Annotated in this window: 16 protein-coding genes; 4 read left to right on the top strand and 12 right to left on the bottom strand. The window is 71.7% G+C overall.

What is annotated here, in order from left to right:
- Both ACFP3V_RS10940 and ACFP3V_RS10935 read left to right on the top strand, forming a co-directional pair.
- Positions 1–508, top strand: a 508-nt coding sequence (locus ACFP3V_RS10940) for an RICIN domain-containing protein (protein WP_380582456.1), incomplete at its 5' end; no start/stop codon positions are given.
- 143 nt (positions 509–651) lie between these two features.
- Positions 652–2,226: a glycoside hydrolase family 27 protein gene (locus ACFP3V_RS10935; RefSeq protein ID WP_380582460.1), complete on the top strand. Its 1,575-nt coding sequence runs from the start codon at positions 652–654 to the stop codon at positions 2,224–2,226.
- Positions 2,227–2,556: 330 nt separating this feature from the next.
- On the opposite strand, the gene ACFP3V_RS10930 is transcribed toward ACFP3V_RS10935, so the two are convergent.
- From ACFP3V_RS10930 to ACFP3V_RS10910, 5 genes are all read right to left on the bottom strand, one after another.
- Positions 2,557–3,336 carry a hypothetical protein gene (locus ACFP3V_RS10930; RefSeq protein WP_380582454.1) on the bottom strand — a complete coding sequence of 260 codons (780 nt, stop codon included), beginning with the start codon at positions 3,334–3,336 and terminating at the stop codon, positions 2,557–2,559.
- Positions 3,333–3,863, bottom strand: a complete 531-nt coding sequence (locus ACFP3V_RS10925) for a SigE family RNA polymerase sigma factor (protein ID WP_380582452.1) — start codon at positions 3,861–3,863, stop codon at positions 3,333–3,335. Before ACFP3V_RS10925 ends, ACFP3V_RS10930 begins: the two co-directional genes overlap by 4 nt.
- A gap of 372 nt (positions 3,864–4,235) precedes the next feature.
- Positions 4,236–6,647, bottom strand: a complete 2,412-nt coding sequence (locus tag ACFP3V_RS10920; protein WP_380582450.1) for a SpoIIE family protein phosphatase — start codon at positions 6,645–6,647, stop codon at positions 4,236–4,238.
- A gap of 420 nt (positions 6,648–7,067) precedes the next feature.
- Complete coding sequence (locus ACFP3V_RS10915) at positions 7,068–7,901, bottom strand: alpha/beta fold hydrolase (RefSeq protein WP_380582448.1); 834 nt, start codon at positions 7,899–7,901, stop codon at positions 7,068–7,070.
- Between the two features lie 216 nt (positions 7,902–8,117).
- Positions 8,118–8,579, bottom strand: a complete 462-nt coding sequence (locus tag ACFP3V_RS10910) for a DUF732 domain-containing protein (RefSeq protein ID WP_380582446.1) — start codon at positions 8,577–8,579, stop codon at positions 8,118–8,120.
- 193 nt (positions 8,580–8,772) lie between these two features.
- Here ACFP3V_RS10910 and ACFP3V_RS10905 point away from each other — a divergent pair, with 193 nt between their 5' ends.
- Positions 8,773–9,648, top strand: a complete 876-nt coding sequence (locus ACFP3V_RS10905) for an endonuclease/exonuclease/phosphatase family protein (protein WP_380582444.1) — start codon at positions 8,773–8,775, stop codon at positions 9,646–9,648.
- Positions 9,649–9,837: 189 nt separating this feature from the next.
- On the opposite strand, the gene ACFP3V_RS10900 is transcribed toward ACFP3V_RS10905, so the two are convergent.
- The 3 genes from ACFP3V_RS10900 to ACFP3V_RS10890 form a co-directional block, all read right to left on the bottom strand.
- Entirely contained in the window at positions 9,838–10,239 is a 402-nt protein-coding gene (locus tag ACFP3V_RS10900; RefSeq protein ID WP_380582442.1) for a type II toxin-antitoxin system VapC family toxin, read from the bottom strand.
- A gap of 273 nt (positions 10,240–10,512) precedes the next feature.
- Entirely contained in the window at positions 10,513–10,653 is a 141-nt protein-coding gene (locus ACFP3V_RS10895) for a hypothetical protein (RefSeq protein ID WP_380582440.1), read from the bottom strand.
- A gap of 131 nt (positions 10,654–10,784) precedes the next feature.
- Positions 10,785–12,371, bottom strand: coding sequence for a hypothetical protein (locus tag ACFP3V_RS10890; protein ID WP_380582438.1), 1,587 nt, complete (start codon positions 12,369–12,371; stop codon positions 10,785–10,787).
- Positions 12,372–12,683: 312 nt separating this feature from the next.
- Here ACFP3V_RS10890 and ACFP3V_RS10885 point away from each other — a divergent pair, with 312 nt between their 5' ends.
- A complete protein-coding gene (locus ACFP3V_RS10885; protein WP_380582436.1) occupies positions 12,684–12,827 on the top strand; it encodes a hypothetical protein in 144 nt (47 codons plus the stop codon).
- 103 nt (positions 12,828–12,930) lie between these two features.
- On the opposite strand, the gene ACFP3V_RS10880 is transcribed toward ACFP3V_RS10885, so the two are convergent.
- The 4 genes from ACFP3V_RS10880 to ACFP3V_RS10865 all read right to left on the bottom strand — a co-directional run bounded on the left by ACFP3V_RS10880 (position 12,931) and on the right by ACFP3V_RS10865 (position 14,538).
- Positions 12,931–13,164, bottom strand: coding sequence for a hypothetical protein (locus ACFP3V_RS10880; RefSeq protein ID WP_380582434.1), 234 nt, complete (start codon positions 13,162–13,164; stop codon positions 12,931–12,933).
- Between the two features lie 77 nt (positions 13,165–13,241).
- Positions 13,242–13,826 carry an isochorismatase family protein gene (locus ACFP3V_RS10875; protein WP_380582432.1) on the bottom strand — a complete coding sequence of 195 codons (585 nt, stop codon included), beginning with the start codon at positions 13,824–13,826 and terminating at the stop codon, positions 13,242–13,244.
- Positions 13,827–13,996: 170 nt separating this feature from the next.
- On the bottom strand, positions 13,997–14,224 hold the full coding sequence (locus ACFP3V_RS10870; protein ID WP_380582430.1) for a hypothetical protein: 228 nt from the start codon (positions 14,222–14,224) through the stop codon (positions 13,997–13,999).
- Between the two features lie 110 nt (positions 14,225–14,334).
- Positions 14,335–14,538, bottom strand: a complete 204-nt coding sequence (locus ACFP3V_RS10865; protein ID WP_380582428.1) for a cold-shock protein — start codon at positions 14,536–14,538, stop codon at positions 14,335–14,337.
- Between the last annotated feature and the right edge of the window lie 148 nt (positions 14,539–14,686).

The raw sequence follows: 14,686 nt of genomic DNA, 5'->3' as shown, positions 1-14,686 counted from the left end.
CGGCACCTTCTACGAGGGCGTGATGACCTCCGGCTACCCGTCCGACGCCACGGAGAACTCGGTCCAGGCCAACATCACCGCCGCCGGCTACAGCACCAGCACCTCCGGCACCGTCACCGGGGCCCTTCGCGCGGTCGGCGCGGGCCGGTGCCTGGACGTGCCCAACGCGTCCACGACGGCGGGCACGCAGGTGCAGATCTACGACTGCTGGGGCGGCGCCAACCAGGTCTGGACGCACACCTCCACCGGACAGCTGACCGTCACCGAGTCCGGCACCACGCTGTGCCTGGACGCCAGCGGGCAGGGCACCGCCAACGGCACCAAGGCGATCACCTGGCCCTGCAACGGACAGCCCAACCAGCAGTGGAACCTCAACGCCAACGGAACGGTGACCGGCGTCCAGTCGGGCCTGTGCCTCGATGTCAGCGGCGGTGCCACCGCCAACGGCACACTGGTCCAACTGTGGTCCTGCAACGGCCAGTCCAACCAGCAGTGGACCCTCGGCTAGGGCTCCCCGAGCGGTACTGAGCCGACCACCCCGATCGTGCCGTGGCCGGGCGCGCCCCTGCCCGGCCACGGCACCCCACCTGACGGGAGCACCAGTTGACCAGTAGGTCCCGCACTCACGCCAAGCCCCCGAACCGCTTCCGACTGCGCTCGCTCGCCGCGGTCCTCGCCCTGGCCGCCGCCCCGCTGCTCGGCCTCGGCACGGGCCAGCCCGCCCAGGCGCTGGACAACTCCCTGGCCCTGACGCCGCAGATGGGCTTCAACGACTGGAACGCGTACGGCTGCAACGTCTCGGAGTCGCTGATCGAGTCGACGGCGCTGGCCATGCACAACAACGGCATGCAGGCCGCCGGCTACCAGTACGTCAACATCGACGACTGCTGGATGACCAAGAGCCGCGACTCCGCCGGACGCCTCGTGCCCGACCCGGCCAAGTTCCCCGACGGCATCTCGGGGACCGCCGCCTACGTCCACTCCCTCGGTCTCAAGCTCGGCATCTACGAGGACGCCGGCACCGCCACCTGCGCCGGGTACCCGGGCAGCCTCGGCCACGAGACGACCGACGCGAACTCGTTCGCCTCGTGGGGTGTGGACTACCTGAAGTACGACAACTGCAACAACCAGGGGATCAGCGCCAAGACCCGGTACACCACCATGCGTGACGCCCTGTCGGCGACCGGGCGCCCCATCCTGTTCAGCCTCTGCAACTGGGGCCAGGAGAACGTGTGGACCTGGGGTGCCGGCGTCGGCAACAGCTGGCGCACGACCGGGGACATCAACGCCAGCTTCGGCAGCATGCTCTCGATCTTCCACAGCAACGTGGGCCTGGCGTCCTACGCGGGCCGCGGCGGCTGGAACGACCCGGACATGCTGGAGGTCGGCAACGGCATGTCCGCCACCGAGGACCGCAGCGAGTTCAGCCTCTGGGCCGAGATGGCGGCGCCGCTGATCTCCGGCACCAACATCGCCAACGCGAGCGCCACCACGCTGGGCATCCTCACCAACTCCCGTGTCATCGCGGTGGACCAGGACTCCCTGGGCAAGCAGGGAACCGAGGTCTCCTCGTCCGGCGGCCTGGACGTGCTGGCGAAGCCGCTCGCCAACGGGGACGTCGCGGTCGCGCTGTTCAACGAGAACAGCGGCACGGCCACGATCTCCACGACGGTCGGCGCCATCGGCAAGAGCGGTGCGAGCAGTTACACCCTGACCGATCTGTGGACGGGGGCCACCTCGACCACGACGAACACGATCAGCGCGTCGGTCCCCGGCCACGGCACGGTGATGTTCCGCGTGGCGGGCGGCACCAGCAGCGGTGGCGGCTCGGTCACCGGGGCGGTGCACGCCGTCGGCGCGGGCAAGTGCCTGGACGTTCCCGGTAGTTCGACGGCGGCGGGCACCCAGCTGGACATCAGCGCCTGCACCGGCGGGGCGAACCAGACCTTCACGCACGACGGATCGCGTCAGCTGACCGTCTACTCGGGCAGCTCGCAGCTGTGCCTCGACGCGAGCGGACAGGGCACGAGCCCCGGGACCAAAGTGATCGTCTGGCCCTGCAACGGGCAGTCGAACCAGCAGTGGCTGGTCAACGGCGACGGCACGATCACCGGGGTCCAGTCCGGCCTCTGCCTGGACGTGACCGGCGCCGCGACGGCCGACGGCACACCGGTCGAACTGTGGACCTGCAACGGCCAGTCGAACCAGCACTGGACCATCGGCTGACGGGGAAGCGGTGGGCTCCGCGAGGTTCCGGAGCCCACCGCCGGCTCGCTTTCCGGCCTGGCCCTGCCGGCCGTCCTGGCCGGCCGACGGGCCGACTGGCCACGGGCCTGCGCCCGTCGCGCTGCTCCGCGTCGCGTGCGTGGGGATGAGCGGCGCCGCCACCCGTCCCGGTCCGACCGCGTCGGACGGACGCCTGACGGCCCCTCAGTCCGCCTGAGGGGCCGTCGGTTCGTCAGCCACGGCAGGCGGGAGCCGGTCACGCGCCCGGCCTCGACGGCAGGACCGAGCGGTGGGGAGCCCGAGGCGGGCCGCCCCACCGCTCGGTGGTGTTCAGCGCGTTGCGGTGAACCGCCCCGAGACCGACGCGGGTCCGCCGGGCGCCTGCGCGTCGACCCGGTAGGCGTCACCCGCCGGGTTGCGCACGCCGGTGGCGTGGTTGAACTGGGCGGCGAACCTGTGCTGTCCGGCCGGCACGGTGGAGCCGGGCTTGAGCATCCAGCGGTAGACCAGCGTCGCGCCGACCTGCTGGACGGTGACGGTGAAGTCCGCGCCGGGCAGCGTCTGCCAGTAGCCGGTACTGCGCACGTCGCCGGTCTGCGCGATGCGCAGTTCCACGGTGAGGGCGGTGAGCGGCTGGGTGGTCCGCAGGGAGAGATCGCTCTGCGCCCAGTACACCGTGCTGCCCGGATCCACCGAACCGACCGACCACAGCGGCCCGTTGCGGGTCTGGTCGGCGGCCGGGGGAGTCGAGTGCGCGGTGCTGGGGGCGGTGGGCAGGACGACAGCCGGATCGGTGGGCGTTGCCGAAGGCGTCCGCGACGGCGACGCGGACCACGGCGCGGCCAGAGTCGGCGCCGGCTGCACAGGAGCCGGCCGCTTCGGAGCCGGAGAGATGTGGATGATGTCGGCGACCGCCAGGCCACCGGTCGCCAGGACGCCGACGGCGCCCAGGGTGGCCAGGGCCCGCAGGCCCGATTTCGCGAACGGGCGGGCGCGGTGCCGAACGACAGGGCCCGCCGCGCCGCGCCGCACGCGGGCGGCGATCCGGTCCCGGTCCGGTTGCCGGGCCTCGGCGGCCTCGCGCAGCCGTCGGGCGATCTCCTCGCTCATCGGTTCCTCCTCCCGGCCACCAGGTCCCCGACCGCTCGTGCGCCAAGTATCCCTTCCAGCTCGGCCATTCCCTTCGAGGTCTGGCTCTTGACCGTCCCGACCGATATGCCCAGCGCCGCCGCGGTGTCCTTCTCCGACAGGTCGAAGGCGTGACGCAGCACGACGCACGCCCGCTTGCGGAACGGCAGCCGGACGAGTGCCGCGCGGACGTCCAGCACGGCCGCCACGTCGGGCCCCTCCACCGTCTCGGGGCTGCGGGACCAGAACAGCGCGATCCGGCGGCGCTCGCGGACCGTGCTGCGGATCCGCTCGCGCGCGATGTTGGCCACCACGCCGCGGGCGTAGGCGAGCGGATGGTCCGCCTTGCGCAGCCGGTCCCAGCGCTGCCACAGGGCGACCAGCGCGTCCGCGGCGATGTCGTCGGCGGCGTCGGTCTCACCTGTCAACAGGTGGGCGAGGCGGGCGAGTTCCTTGTAGTGGCGTTCGAAGAAGTCGTTGAACTCCGCGGACGTGTCATCGAGGAGCATGTCCCCGGTCGTCCTCCTCACGGTGTGCGCGTTAACAAGAGGGCGCAGCATAACAAGCTCCGGGACCACGTCCGGACCCACGGGGGCCCGCACTGCGCAGCGGTGACGGGAGAGCGGCGGGCCGGTCAACACCGGGTGAACGGGGCGGCGGTGTTCCGGGCGGCGTGCGCTTCTGAACCGCGGGGGGAGCTCGGTCGGCGGCTGCGGTCCGGCTGTGGAGCGGCGTGCGTCGTGGCCTTCATGCCCGTCCATTCGGTCGTCGGGTCGGCGGTTCACCCCTCAGTTGCCGCCGCGCCGGGAAAGGTTGCCGCGCCGCGAAATCCTTGTCCGGCCGCCGTCGGGGCCGGGCGGGTCAAGGTGGTTGAGGACGCGTCAGGGCGTGTCGAGGGGCTGCGCGCACCAGATGGTCTTGCCGTTGGTGCCGTGCCGGGTGCCCCAGCCCTGGGTCAGCTGGGCGACGAGCAGCAGGCCGCGGCCGCCCTCGTCGAAGGCGCGGGCCCGGCGCAGGTGCGGGCTGGTGTCGCTGGCGTCGGACACCTCACAGATCAAGGAGGTGTCGCGGATCAGCCTCAGCGTGATCGGCGGCTCGCCGTACTTGATGGCGTTGGTGACCAGCTCGCTGACGACCAGTTCGGTGACGAAGGCCGCTTCGTCGAGGCCCCAGGCGGCCAGGGTCTCCATGGCCACGGCCCGGGCCTGCGGCACCTGCGCGACGTCGGGCTCGATGTCCCAGGTGGCCACGTGGTCGCCGGCCAGGGCGTGGGTGCGAGCGAGCAGCAGGGCCGCGTCGTCGGTGCGGTGCTGGGGCAGGAGCGTGGCCGTCACGGTGTCGCAGAGGGCCTCCAGCGAGGCGGCGGGCCTGCGCAGGACCTCGACGAGTTCGCCGGTCCGGTCGGCGTCACGGCCGCGGCTCTCCAGCAGGCCGTTGGTGTAGAGGGCGAGCAGACTGCCCTCCGCCAGTTCGAGCTCGACCGCCTCGAAGGGCAGTCCGCCGATGCCGAGCGGCGGACCCGCGTGGGCGGGCACCGGCGTCACGGTGCCGTCCGGCGCGATGACCAGCGGTGCCGGGTGGCCGGCGCTCGCCAGCGCGCAGCGGCGGGAGACCGGGTCGTAGACCGCGTACAGGCAGGTGGCACCGGACTCGCCGGTGTCCTCGAAGTGCCCTTCGGGCTGCAGGTCGTCGGGCGCGTGCAGGACCAGGTCGTCCAGGTGCGTCAGGAGTTCGTCCGGCGGCAGGTCCACGTCGGCCAGCGTCCGGACCGCCGTGCGCAGCCGGCCCATGCTGGCGGAGGCGTGCAGTCCGTGGCCGACGACGTCACCGACGACCAGGGCGACGCGGGCGCCGGACAGCGGGATGACGTCGAACCAGTCGCCGCCCACTCCGGTGTCGGCGTCGGCGGGCAGGTAGCGGGAGGCGACCTCGATGGCGTCCTGGTGAGGCAGGCGCCGTGGCAGCAGGCTGCGCTGCAGGGTCAGCGCGGTCGTGTGCTCGCGTGTGTAGCGGCGGGCGTTGTCCAGGGCGACGGCGGCCTTGGCGGTCAGCTCCTCGGCGAGGATCAGGTCGTCGGCGGTGAAGCTCTCGGGCCGGTCGCTGCGGGCGAAGGTCACTACCCCGAGCAGCGCGCCGCGTGCCCGGAGCGGGACGGTGATCCGGCCGGTCAGGCCCTTCGCGGCGATGGTCTTGTCGATCACCGGGTTGCCCGGCGGCCAGTGCGCCGGGTCGGCTGCGAGTCCGGGGCCGAAGCCCCACTCGCCGCCGGGACCGGGTTCGGCGGCGAGGTGCACGGTCGACCGGCCCGACGCCATGCAGCGGACCGCGACGGAGTTGGGGGAGTAGTGGACCGACGCGGGCTCGGAACGCCGGCTGGCGCCCTCCCTCGCCCCGTAGTGGCCGGCCCGCCTGAGCGTGACGGTACCGTCCACGGTGAACGCCGAGGACAGGGGCGGCTCGTCGCCGCGGAGCACTTCCTCGAAGAGGTCGACGGTCACCCGGTCGGCGAATCCGGGGACCGAGACCTGCGCCAGTTCCGCCGCGGTGCTGATCACGTCGAGCGTCTTGCCGATGCCCTTGCTCGCCTCGCCCAGGAGGAGCAGCCGCTGCCGGGCCCAGTACTCGGCGCTCATGTCGAAGCCCCAGTTGGCGACCGCCCGGATCCTGCCTTCCTCGTCCCGGACGGGCCACATGCTGGTGGCCCAGGCGTTGGCGTAGTTGCTGCCGAGCGGGCGGAAGATCGTGATGAGCCGGGCGGGCTCACCCGTCCGGGCGACCTCGGAGAGCCGGCTGGTGTACGCCATGTCGTCGAGCTCGGGGAAGAGTTCGCGGTACTTCTCGCCGAGGACCTGCTCTTCCGAGTGCGCCATCACCCGGCACGCGGACGCGTTGACCCACAGGAAGCGCAGGTCGGGATCGTAGACGCCGAGAGCGAAGGGGCACTGCTCGAAGGCCCGGTCGGCGATCACGGGGCGGCGGTCCCAGCGCTGCACGGTCACGACCCGGCCCGCCGGCCGCCCGTCGGCGCCCTGGAGCGGGTGCGCCGCGAGCACGGCGTTCACGACGGAGCCGTCCCGATGGCGCAGGGGGACGCAGTCCCCCGGCCCCGAGCCGTTGGCACCGTTCTCCAGCGCCCCTGGGGCGGGGTTCACCAGCAGGTCGGCGAGCGGGCGGCCGAGCCTCTCGAACGCCGTCCAGCCGAGCAGCAGCCGGCCGCCCTCGCTCCAGCCGGTCACGTTGCCGCTCGGGTCCACCACGACGACGGCGGTGGGCGCATCCTGCCTGCTGGTCATCTCCACCCGCCACGCCTCCATCCGGGCAGCCGGTGCACGCCGGACCTGCGGTCCGGCGCCTGATTCCAGCCTAGGACCGCCTCCGGGGCGGCGCGGCCCGGCCGTCGGACGCGTGGAGCGCCCGCTGCGGAAGGCGTCGCCCGCGGTCTGTGGCGGGTCGGCGCGTAAGAACTTCCGACGGGACGGGAACGTTTCCGCACGCGTCGACCGGCCTGGCCGCCCCCGTATGAGCGGCGGTGACGTCCATTGCGCCCTTGGAGCCCCCTGGTGGCGGTCAGCGACGGATCCGTGGTGGTGCGCGCGGACGCCGTCGGAGGGGCGCGCCCACACGGCAGGTGACGCCCCGTCAGGCGGATCGCCCGGGAGCGTCCCCGGCCGCCCAAGCGAGGGCCGGGGCGCTCCCGGACACACTGTCCGCGCTCAGCGGGCGAGGAACTGCAGCAGCGCCGGGTTGACGACGTCGGGGTGGGTCCAGGCGATGTTGTGCGGGCCGCCTTCGACGGTGACGAACTCCAGGTCCTTGATCAGGCCGGGCAGGCGCTTGGCGGTGGCCTCGTACGGCAGGATGCGGTCGGCGTCGCCGTGGATGAGGAGCGTGGGCACGTCGATCTTGGGCAGGTCGGCGCGGAAGTCCGTGAGCCAGGTGTCCACGCAGGCGTAGGAGGCGTACGCGGAGGCGGCGACGGCGACGTTGAAGCTGGCGTTCCATGCCTGCTCGCTGATGCGGGTGCCGCCGAGGACGTCGACGTTGTAGAAGTTGTCGAGGAAGTCCTTGAAGCAGGCGGGGCGGTCGGCGACCACGGCGGCCTTGATGCCGTCGAAGACGGACTGGTCGACGCCCTCGGGGTTGTCATCGGTCTTGAGCAGGAACGGCGGGACGGCGCCCATGAGGACGGCCTTGGCCACGCGGGCGGAGCCGTAGCTGCCCAGGTAGCGCGTGACCTCGCCGGTGCCCATGGAGAAGCCGACCAGGACGACGTCGTTGAGGTCGAGGTGGGTGAGCAGGGTGTCGAGGTCGGCGGCGAAGGTGTCGTAGTCGTAGCCGGTGGTGGGCTGGCTGGACTGGCCGAAGCCGCGGCGGTCGTAGGTGATGACGCGGTAGCCGGCTTCCAGCAGCACGTGCTCCTGCTTCTCCCAGGAGTGGCCGTTGAGGGGGTAGCCGTGGATGAGGACGACCGGCTGCCCGGTGCCGTGGTCCTCGAAGTACAGCTCGATCGGCTGGCCGTTCTGCTCGCCGACGGTGACCTTGGACATGGGAACTCCTTACTGGTGTGCGGCGCTGCCGGCCGGTGTCGGAGTCCTCGGAGTTCCCTCCGGTAGCCCGCGGATTGCGTGGCGGGGGCCCCACGGCCTGGGGCGGCGGCCCCGGCCGGGGAGCCCTCGACTGCGGCAGCCGGCCAACGTTCGCATCCTTGCACCGGGCCGTGCGGGCCGCTCGCCGAAGCGACGGTCCGGAGAGGACGATCGCGGTCACCAATGCATCTGCTGTCGCACCCAGCTGGTGACCAGGTGGTAGCGATCCGGGCAGAACGCGTCGGGCTGGGACGCGCCGATGATGATGGCGACTGCTTCCGGCCCCGACCAGCCCGCGGACTTCAACGCGGCCATCACGCCGGCCGGTTGGCGCGTCCGGAGCAGGGTGCAGGCCTCGCGGCCGACGGCCACCAGTCGCGCATCCGAACTTGCCTTGGGCGAAAGGTCTTTGAACTGGCTGCGCTGCGGACCGGGAAACGCCGCCTGGCCGCGGAGGTCGTCCAGGTAGAGGGGAACGTTCAGCGCCAGCCCCGATCTCGTCGGAGACGCCCAAGCGCTGACCGTCGGCCTCGCAGGAGCCGGCCTGCTCGTCGATGGAGCAGCGCTGCAGCCCACCAGGACGAGGCCCACCCCGGCAGCGGAAGCGGCAATGCGAACCAGGTCCGATCGTTTGTCCACGGGGAGCACTGTACGGGCGTCACCGCTGCGAGGAAGGGTCGGCCTCCGTAACCGTCCCGCGCGGGCTGCCCAGTTGGTGGATCCCGTCGCGGAAGCAGCAGCACAGCAGGTCGATTGGCTACGGCTGCCGCTGTGCGCCTGACGGCGAGCAGGTACTGACGAGCTGTCAGCGACTCCGCATATCCTCGGGCGGGTGAAGTGCGCGACGTTCAACATCCTGCACGGTCGGCCTGTGCGGGCGGGGCGGCCGGTTCCTCTGCCGGATGCGGCCGCGCAGGAGTTGCTGGCGGGGGCCTTTGCCTCGTTGGACGCCGACATCGTGGCACTGCAGGAGGTGGACCGTTTCCAGGACCGGTCGGGGCGGGTCGACCACGCGGCGGTCGCGGCACGGGTGATGGGCGCGGCGGACTGGCGCTACGCGTCGACGCTGCACGGCCGCGCCGTCGTGGGCAAGGGGTGGGTGCTCGACCCGGCCGAGCCCGGGCTGCGCGTGTACGGGCCCCGCTCCGGGGTCGAAGCCGGCGTTCCCTCGCACGGAGTCGCGTTGGTCACGCGGTTGCCGGTACGCGCGTGGTACGTACGGCGGCTGACGGCGGCACCGGTGGGACTGCCGTTGCGCGTGGCGGGGCGTTCCGGCCTGACCTTCGTACCGGATCAGCCGCGGGCGGCCCTGGCCGCGGTCGTGGAGGGCGAACGCGGGCCCTTCACCGTGGCAGTGGTGCATCTGTCCTTTGTCCCGGGATGGAACGTGGGTCAGTTGGAGGCGGTCCGGCGCTGGCTCGCGGGCCTGCCGATGCCACATGTGCTGCTGGGGGACTTCAACTTGGCGGGGCCGGTGCCCTGGCTGCTGCTCGCGGGGGCGGCCTGGGGAGAGACCGCCCGTCGAGGAGGACACGACAGCAACTGGCGGGACCTGGCCCGCACGGCCACCTACCCCGCGCACCGTCCCAGGGTGCAGTTCGATCATGTGCTGGCAGCCGGTGTCCCCAGGGATGCCGTGCGTGGGATCGGCACCCCGCTCATGCCGGTCTCCGACCACCGGCCGCTCGCGGTCGAGCTGGCACTGTAACGGCCTCGGGGCGGATGGACCACGCACGCGGGCTCAGCACCGCAACCGCGCCGTGCCCGGCGAAGAGGCAGGGCGCAGGCGCGAGGGAACGGCGGGTGCCGCCGCGGGTTGGAGCCGCGATCGTCGCGAGTCCCGTGGGGCCGCCGCTGATGCCTCGTCAGCGCCTCGGGCCCGGCTGCCGCCACTGCGTCAGGTGGAGGTCAGCGCGTCCAGCGATGCCAGGGGAACGATGCCCTCCGCCCGGGCGGCCAAGGTCTCGTCGATCGTGACCAGTGCGTCGGCTTGGAGGCGCGTCACCGCGAGGTATTCGGCGTCGCCGAGGGTGTCCCATCCCAGGTCCCGGGCGATCCGCCAGGCCGTGCGGCGCGAGACGCGGTCGCCCAGCAGGCGCATCTTGATCTCCGTCAGGCGTTCGTGCAGCCGGAGCGCCTCGGCCTCGTCGAGTTCCCCGCGGCGGACCTGCTCGAACAGCAGGGACAATGCCTGCGAGCGCACCGGACCGGGAGCGACGAGTTGATGAACGGGGTTGACCTGCAGGCTGGTTGACACGATGTGGACCAGGGTCCTGGCGTCGACCACGTAGCGCGTCATGCCTCGCAGAATACGGCAGCAAGGGCGCGCCCCGGCCGACGGATACCCGGCCCCACCGGCGTGTGTCAGGGGCCGGAACGCGCAAGGGCCTTCGATGGTGGAGAATCGTGCCAGGGCCCCCGTGGGTCGCCGCTCCACGCGGCAGGATGGGCCCGTGCCGAAGAACCCCCCGGAGTCGATGCGGCACCACCTGCGCCTGCGTCTGAACCGCCACGCCCGCGCACGCTGGCCCCATGTGGACGCCATCACGGTCCGCTTTCGCGCCGGATTCGCCTACGTGGCAGCCGAGTTGGGCAGCGAGAAGGGCCTGCCGAGCCCGTCGTGGCGGCCAGGGGGGTGGAGCGGGCTGGCGGTGAAGGATCCGTCGACCTGCTTGGTGATCTTGACGAGGAGTTCTTCGTCGGGTGCGGTCATGCACTCAGCCTGCGGCCAGGTGCCCGGTCCTGCGATCCGAAGCCTCCCGGCCCCGAGCCGTCAGGCCCGCCCGGCCCGGGCCCGGGATGGTCCGCGTGGGGCCCCGGGCTCGGGCCGAGTGTCGGGGCGGATCAGGCGAAGTAGCCGGCCACGTCCGCGACCAGGTCGGTGCTGCCGGGGGAGACGTTCGCGAACGACAGCTCGATGCCGCGCGGGTTTCCCTCGGTGATGGCCATGAAGCCGTTCGACACGGCCCGGTGCGCAACGTAGTTGGCGCCCGAGGTCGCCTGCGCGGCGGACTGGTCGAGGTAGTCGACCCAGAGCCAGCCGTTGGCGTCCGGGTTGACGGTGGTCAGGTTGAGCACGAGGGCCTGGGCGGGGGCGTCTTCGTTCAGGAACGCGGGAACGAGCATGGACAGCGCCTTGTGGGCCCCGAGGCGTCCCTTCGGAACGTGGTTCTGCCAGGACAGGCCGGTACGCGTGTCCAGGATGCGGGTCGCGGCGATCGGGGCCGGGTTGGTGGTGGGCAGACCGCCCGGTGCCAGTTGGGCGGGCACGAAGTCGAGGCCCGGCGTGGAGGTGTAGTAGCCCTCGATGTCGGCGACCACGTCGATGGCCCGGCCGGAGCCGTTGAACAACCGCACCTTGCCGTCCTTGCCGAGGGGGACGATGACCAGGTTGGGGACGTCCTGCCTGGCGCCGAAGTTGAGGTTCGATGCCTGCGGGAGCGCCGTGCCGTCCGGGTAGGCGGTGACGAAGCCCGGTGCGGTGGACCCCGTCTCGGTCAGGTTCAGGGCGACGGCGGTGGCACCCTGTGTCGGGACGTGCGAGGTGCCCGCGACGGTGAAGGTGGTCGAGCCGCGGCCCGGGACCTTCGCCGCGGCACGGCCGTTGAAGGCCGTCCGGGTGTCCAGCAGGCGCACCGGGACGAGCGGGTGGTAGCCCTGCCCATGCTGGACGGCGTAGTAGCCCTCGACGTCCGCGAGCAGGTCGACGGTGCCGCCCTGGTTGTACAGGTGGATCTTCCCGTCCGGACCCACCGGGACGGTGACCGTGTTCGCCCTGGTCTGACCTGCAAGGTAGTTGAGGCTGGAGCTGCTCGGGCGGCTGCCGGAGATGTCCGACCAGGCGGTCACGTAGCCGTTCCCGCTCGGAGTGACGGCAGTGAGGTTCAGGACGACGGCCGACAGCGGCCCGCTGGGGCGGCCGGGGAAGGTGGCCGGGTCGATGGTGACCGTCCAACCCGAGGTCACCCGCGCGGCGATGCCTGTCCCCTTTCCGGTTCGCGTGTCGAGTACCCGGGACGGGCCGACCGGGAAGAACTCACTGCCCCGGGTCGTCACGGAGACCTGCTGGGAGGCGGTCTGGTTCCCCTCGGAGGCGGTCACCTTGACCGTGTAGACGCCGGGCTGGGCGTAGCTGTGCGCGAAAGCGGCCGGCATCCAGCGACTGGCGTCGTCCGTGTAGTCGAGGGTCGACTGCTGTCCGTCTCCCCAGTCGACCACCAGCGTGCCGGGCCCGGAGACCTGGGACTCCTGGATGTCGGTCGTCAGCCGGACCGAGCGGGTCCCGGTCGCCTGGGCCTGTGTGTTCCATACGTGCAGAGGCGGGGTCGTCGCTCCCGCTTGCTGCGGGGCGGCAGAAGCAGACGCGGGGAGCCAGGCGCTCAGGACGGACACCACGGCCGAGCAGCCGACTATGGCAGCGCTTCTACGCATTCGTTCTCCTACCAGATTCCACGAGGACCGGCTGGTCGCCGTGATCCTTTCACATGCCCTTCCAGGCGGCCGGTGCGGCGGGGGTGGGTGTCCCTGCTGCTGGTTGACGGGTCGTCACACGGGCGATGCCTGGCGGGAGGTGGTTCGGCGGCGGGCAGGGAGGCGGGGAGGGAATGCAGGGGGGCAGGGGGAGAGAATCACCTTCATCCGGCTGTGGCGGCTCATCACGCCGTTGAGGGCCATGCCCACCCCGTTGGGCCGATCGGACGGATCCGGCGCGCGGACCGTCAGGACCTGGAATCTGCTGATCTCATGGACAACCCGATCGTGCGCTTCACCAACGAGCTGATGCGGCTCACCGACGACCTCGACCAGCAGACGGCCGCCGACTTCGTCAGCCGCGTCTACAACGCCGGCAGGGACGCCGGCCGGGCGGAGCCGGAGGCGACGGAGTAGCCCCGCGGCCCGCCAATCAGCGGCTCCGTCCTGTCACGTGTGTGATCGGAGTGGGTACCGGCCGGTTGTCAGAAGGTGCGGAGGACGCCCTGGGCCGCGCGCGTCAGGCGACGGCTGCGGCGAGCACCGCGATCGCGGCGACGGCGACCAGTGATCCGGCGACCAGCCAGAACACGCCGAGCACGCGGCGAACCGCCGCATGCCCGGCCCGTGGCGGGACGGCCTCCAGGAAGAGGCGCCGCATACGGAGTTGATGACGGCCCAGGACCACGCCGGTCACGGCGACCGCTGCGAGGACGAGGCCGCTGACGACCTGGGGGTGCGTGGCGTGGTTCATGATCCCCTCCCGACTGCGATGGGGATGCTACGCCACCCGCGCGCGATGGGTTGCGGGCCCACGCGGCAGCGAGGGCTTCAGCGTCGGTGCCCTTCCAGAGCGCCCAGCAGCTCCGCGGCCGTGGTGCGTTGTCCGAGCCGGGGGAAGATGTGCTCGACGCTGTGGTGGTGTGCGGTCGCGTCGAAGCTTGTCATCGCATCGGTCACGAGCAGCACGTTGTACCCGAGTTCGTAGGCCGTGCGGGCCGTCGTCTCGACGCCGATCTGCGTGTTGATGCCGGTGAGCACGACCTGGGTGACGCCTCGCTCCTGGAGCTGGGCATGCAGCGTGGAGTTGGTGAAGGCGCCCCAGTTGGTCTTCGTCACGCGCAGGTCACCCGGCTGGGCGCCGAGTTGGGGCAGCAGCTCGATCCAGCCCTGCGCGTCAACGTCTTCGTCGTCTTCGTCGTCCGCGTCGCCGTAGTCGAAGTCGGTCCGCCCGGGGGCTCCTCCTGCGACATTGACGAGCACGACGGGCAGACCGCGGGAGCGGAACGCCTCGGCCAGTGCGACGGAGCGGGCGACGACGTCTTCGACCGGATGGGCCTTCGGACCGTCAACAATCCCTTGCTGCAGGTCGATCACGACCAGCGCGGGCAGGTCATCGAGAAACGTGGGATGCATGGTCGCCACCCTTGCGCATGCGCGTCCGGCGCCGCCACCTTCCCCGGATGGAACCGATGACGAACCCCTGCTGCTGTCTCCCCCACCTCCGCCCGAGGGCGCTGGAAGGATGCTTCCCCGCGTCGGCGGGCGTTCTGCGCCGGGCAGACCCACGGTTGGCCGACGGGAGGTCAGGGGGCCTGGGTGGCGAAGAGCTCCAGGTGGCCGCACTTCGGGCAGCGAAAGGCGTCGACCTGCAGGCGCTGCCGTCCCAGGCGCTTGGCTCCGCCGAAGGGACCGCGCTCGAGGGCACCGGCCACCCAGCGGGCGTCGCCATGACTGCCCTGGCCGTTGTCCTCTATGAAGCCCTGCTCGAGGCCGATGGTGCCGCACTGGCTGCAGCGAATCTGGTTCGTCACGGCGTGCAGTGTACGGCCGGGGCAGGGACGCCCCGCGCGCGGGACCCTGCGGGCGGGGACGAAGGGCCCGCCACGGGGATCGTGGCGGGCCCAGGGGTCTTGAGAGACCGTCAGAGGGCGCGGACGTTGCCGGCCTGCGGGCCCTTCTGGCCCTGCTCGACGTCGAACTCGACCTGCTGGCCCTCGTCCAGGCTGCGGTAGCCGGTGCTGTTGATGGCGCTGTAGTGGACGAACACGTCGGGGCCGCCGCCGTCCTGGGCGATGAAGCCGAAGCCCTTCTCGGCGTTGAACCACTTCACGGTGCCGGTTGCCATGCTGCTCCCTGTCCGGGATCGCGGGGTACCCGATTGTGGGTGCCCCTGGGGTGAGTTGACCGCCCTGGTCCTTCGGACTGCTGGTGTAGCTGGACTTCGGAACCGCGCGTTCGAGGAGCACGTTACCGGTCGGGTGATCATCTGACTA

This window comes from Streptacidiphilus monticola, assembly GCF_042658505.1.
In the GTDB taxonomy this organism is placed as follows: domain Bacteria; phylum Actinomycetota; class Actinomycetes; order Streptomycetales; family Streptomycetaceae; genus Streptacidiphilus; species Streptacidiphilus monticola.
The sequence above is the reverse complement of the archived record's forward strand: the minus strand, read 5'-3'. Positions and strand labels throughout refer to the sequence as shown.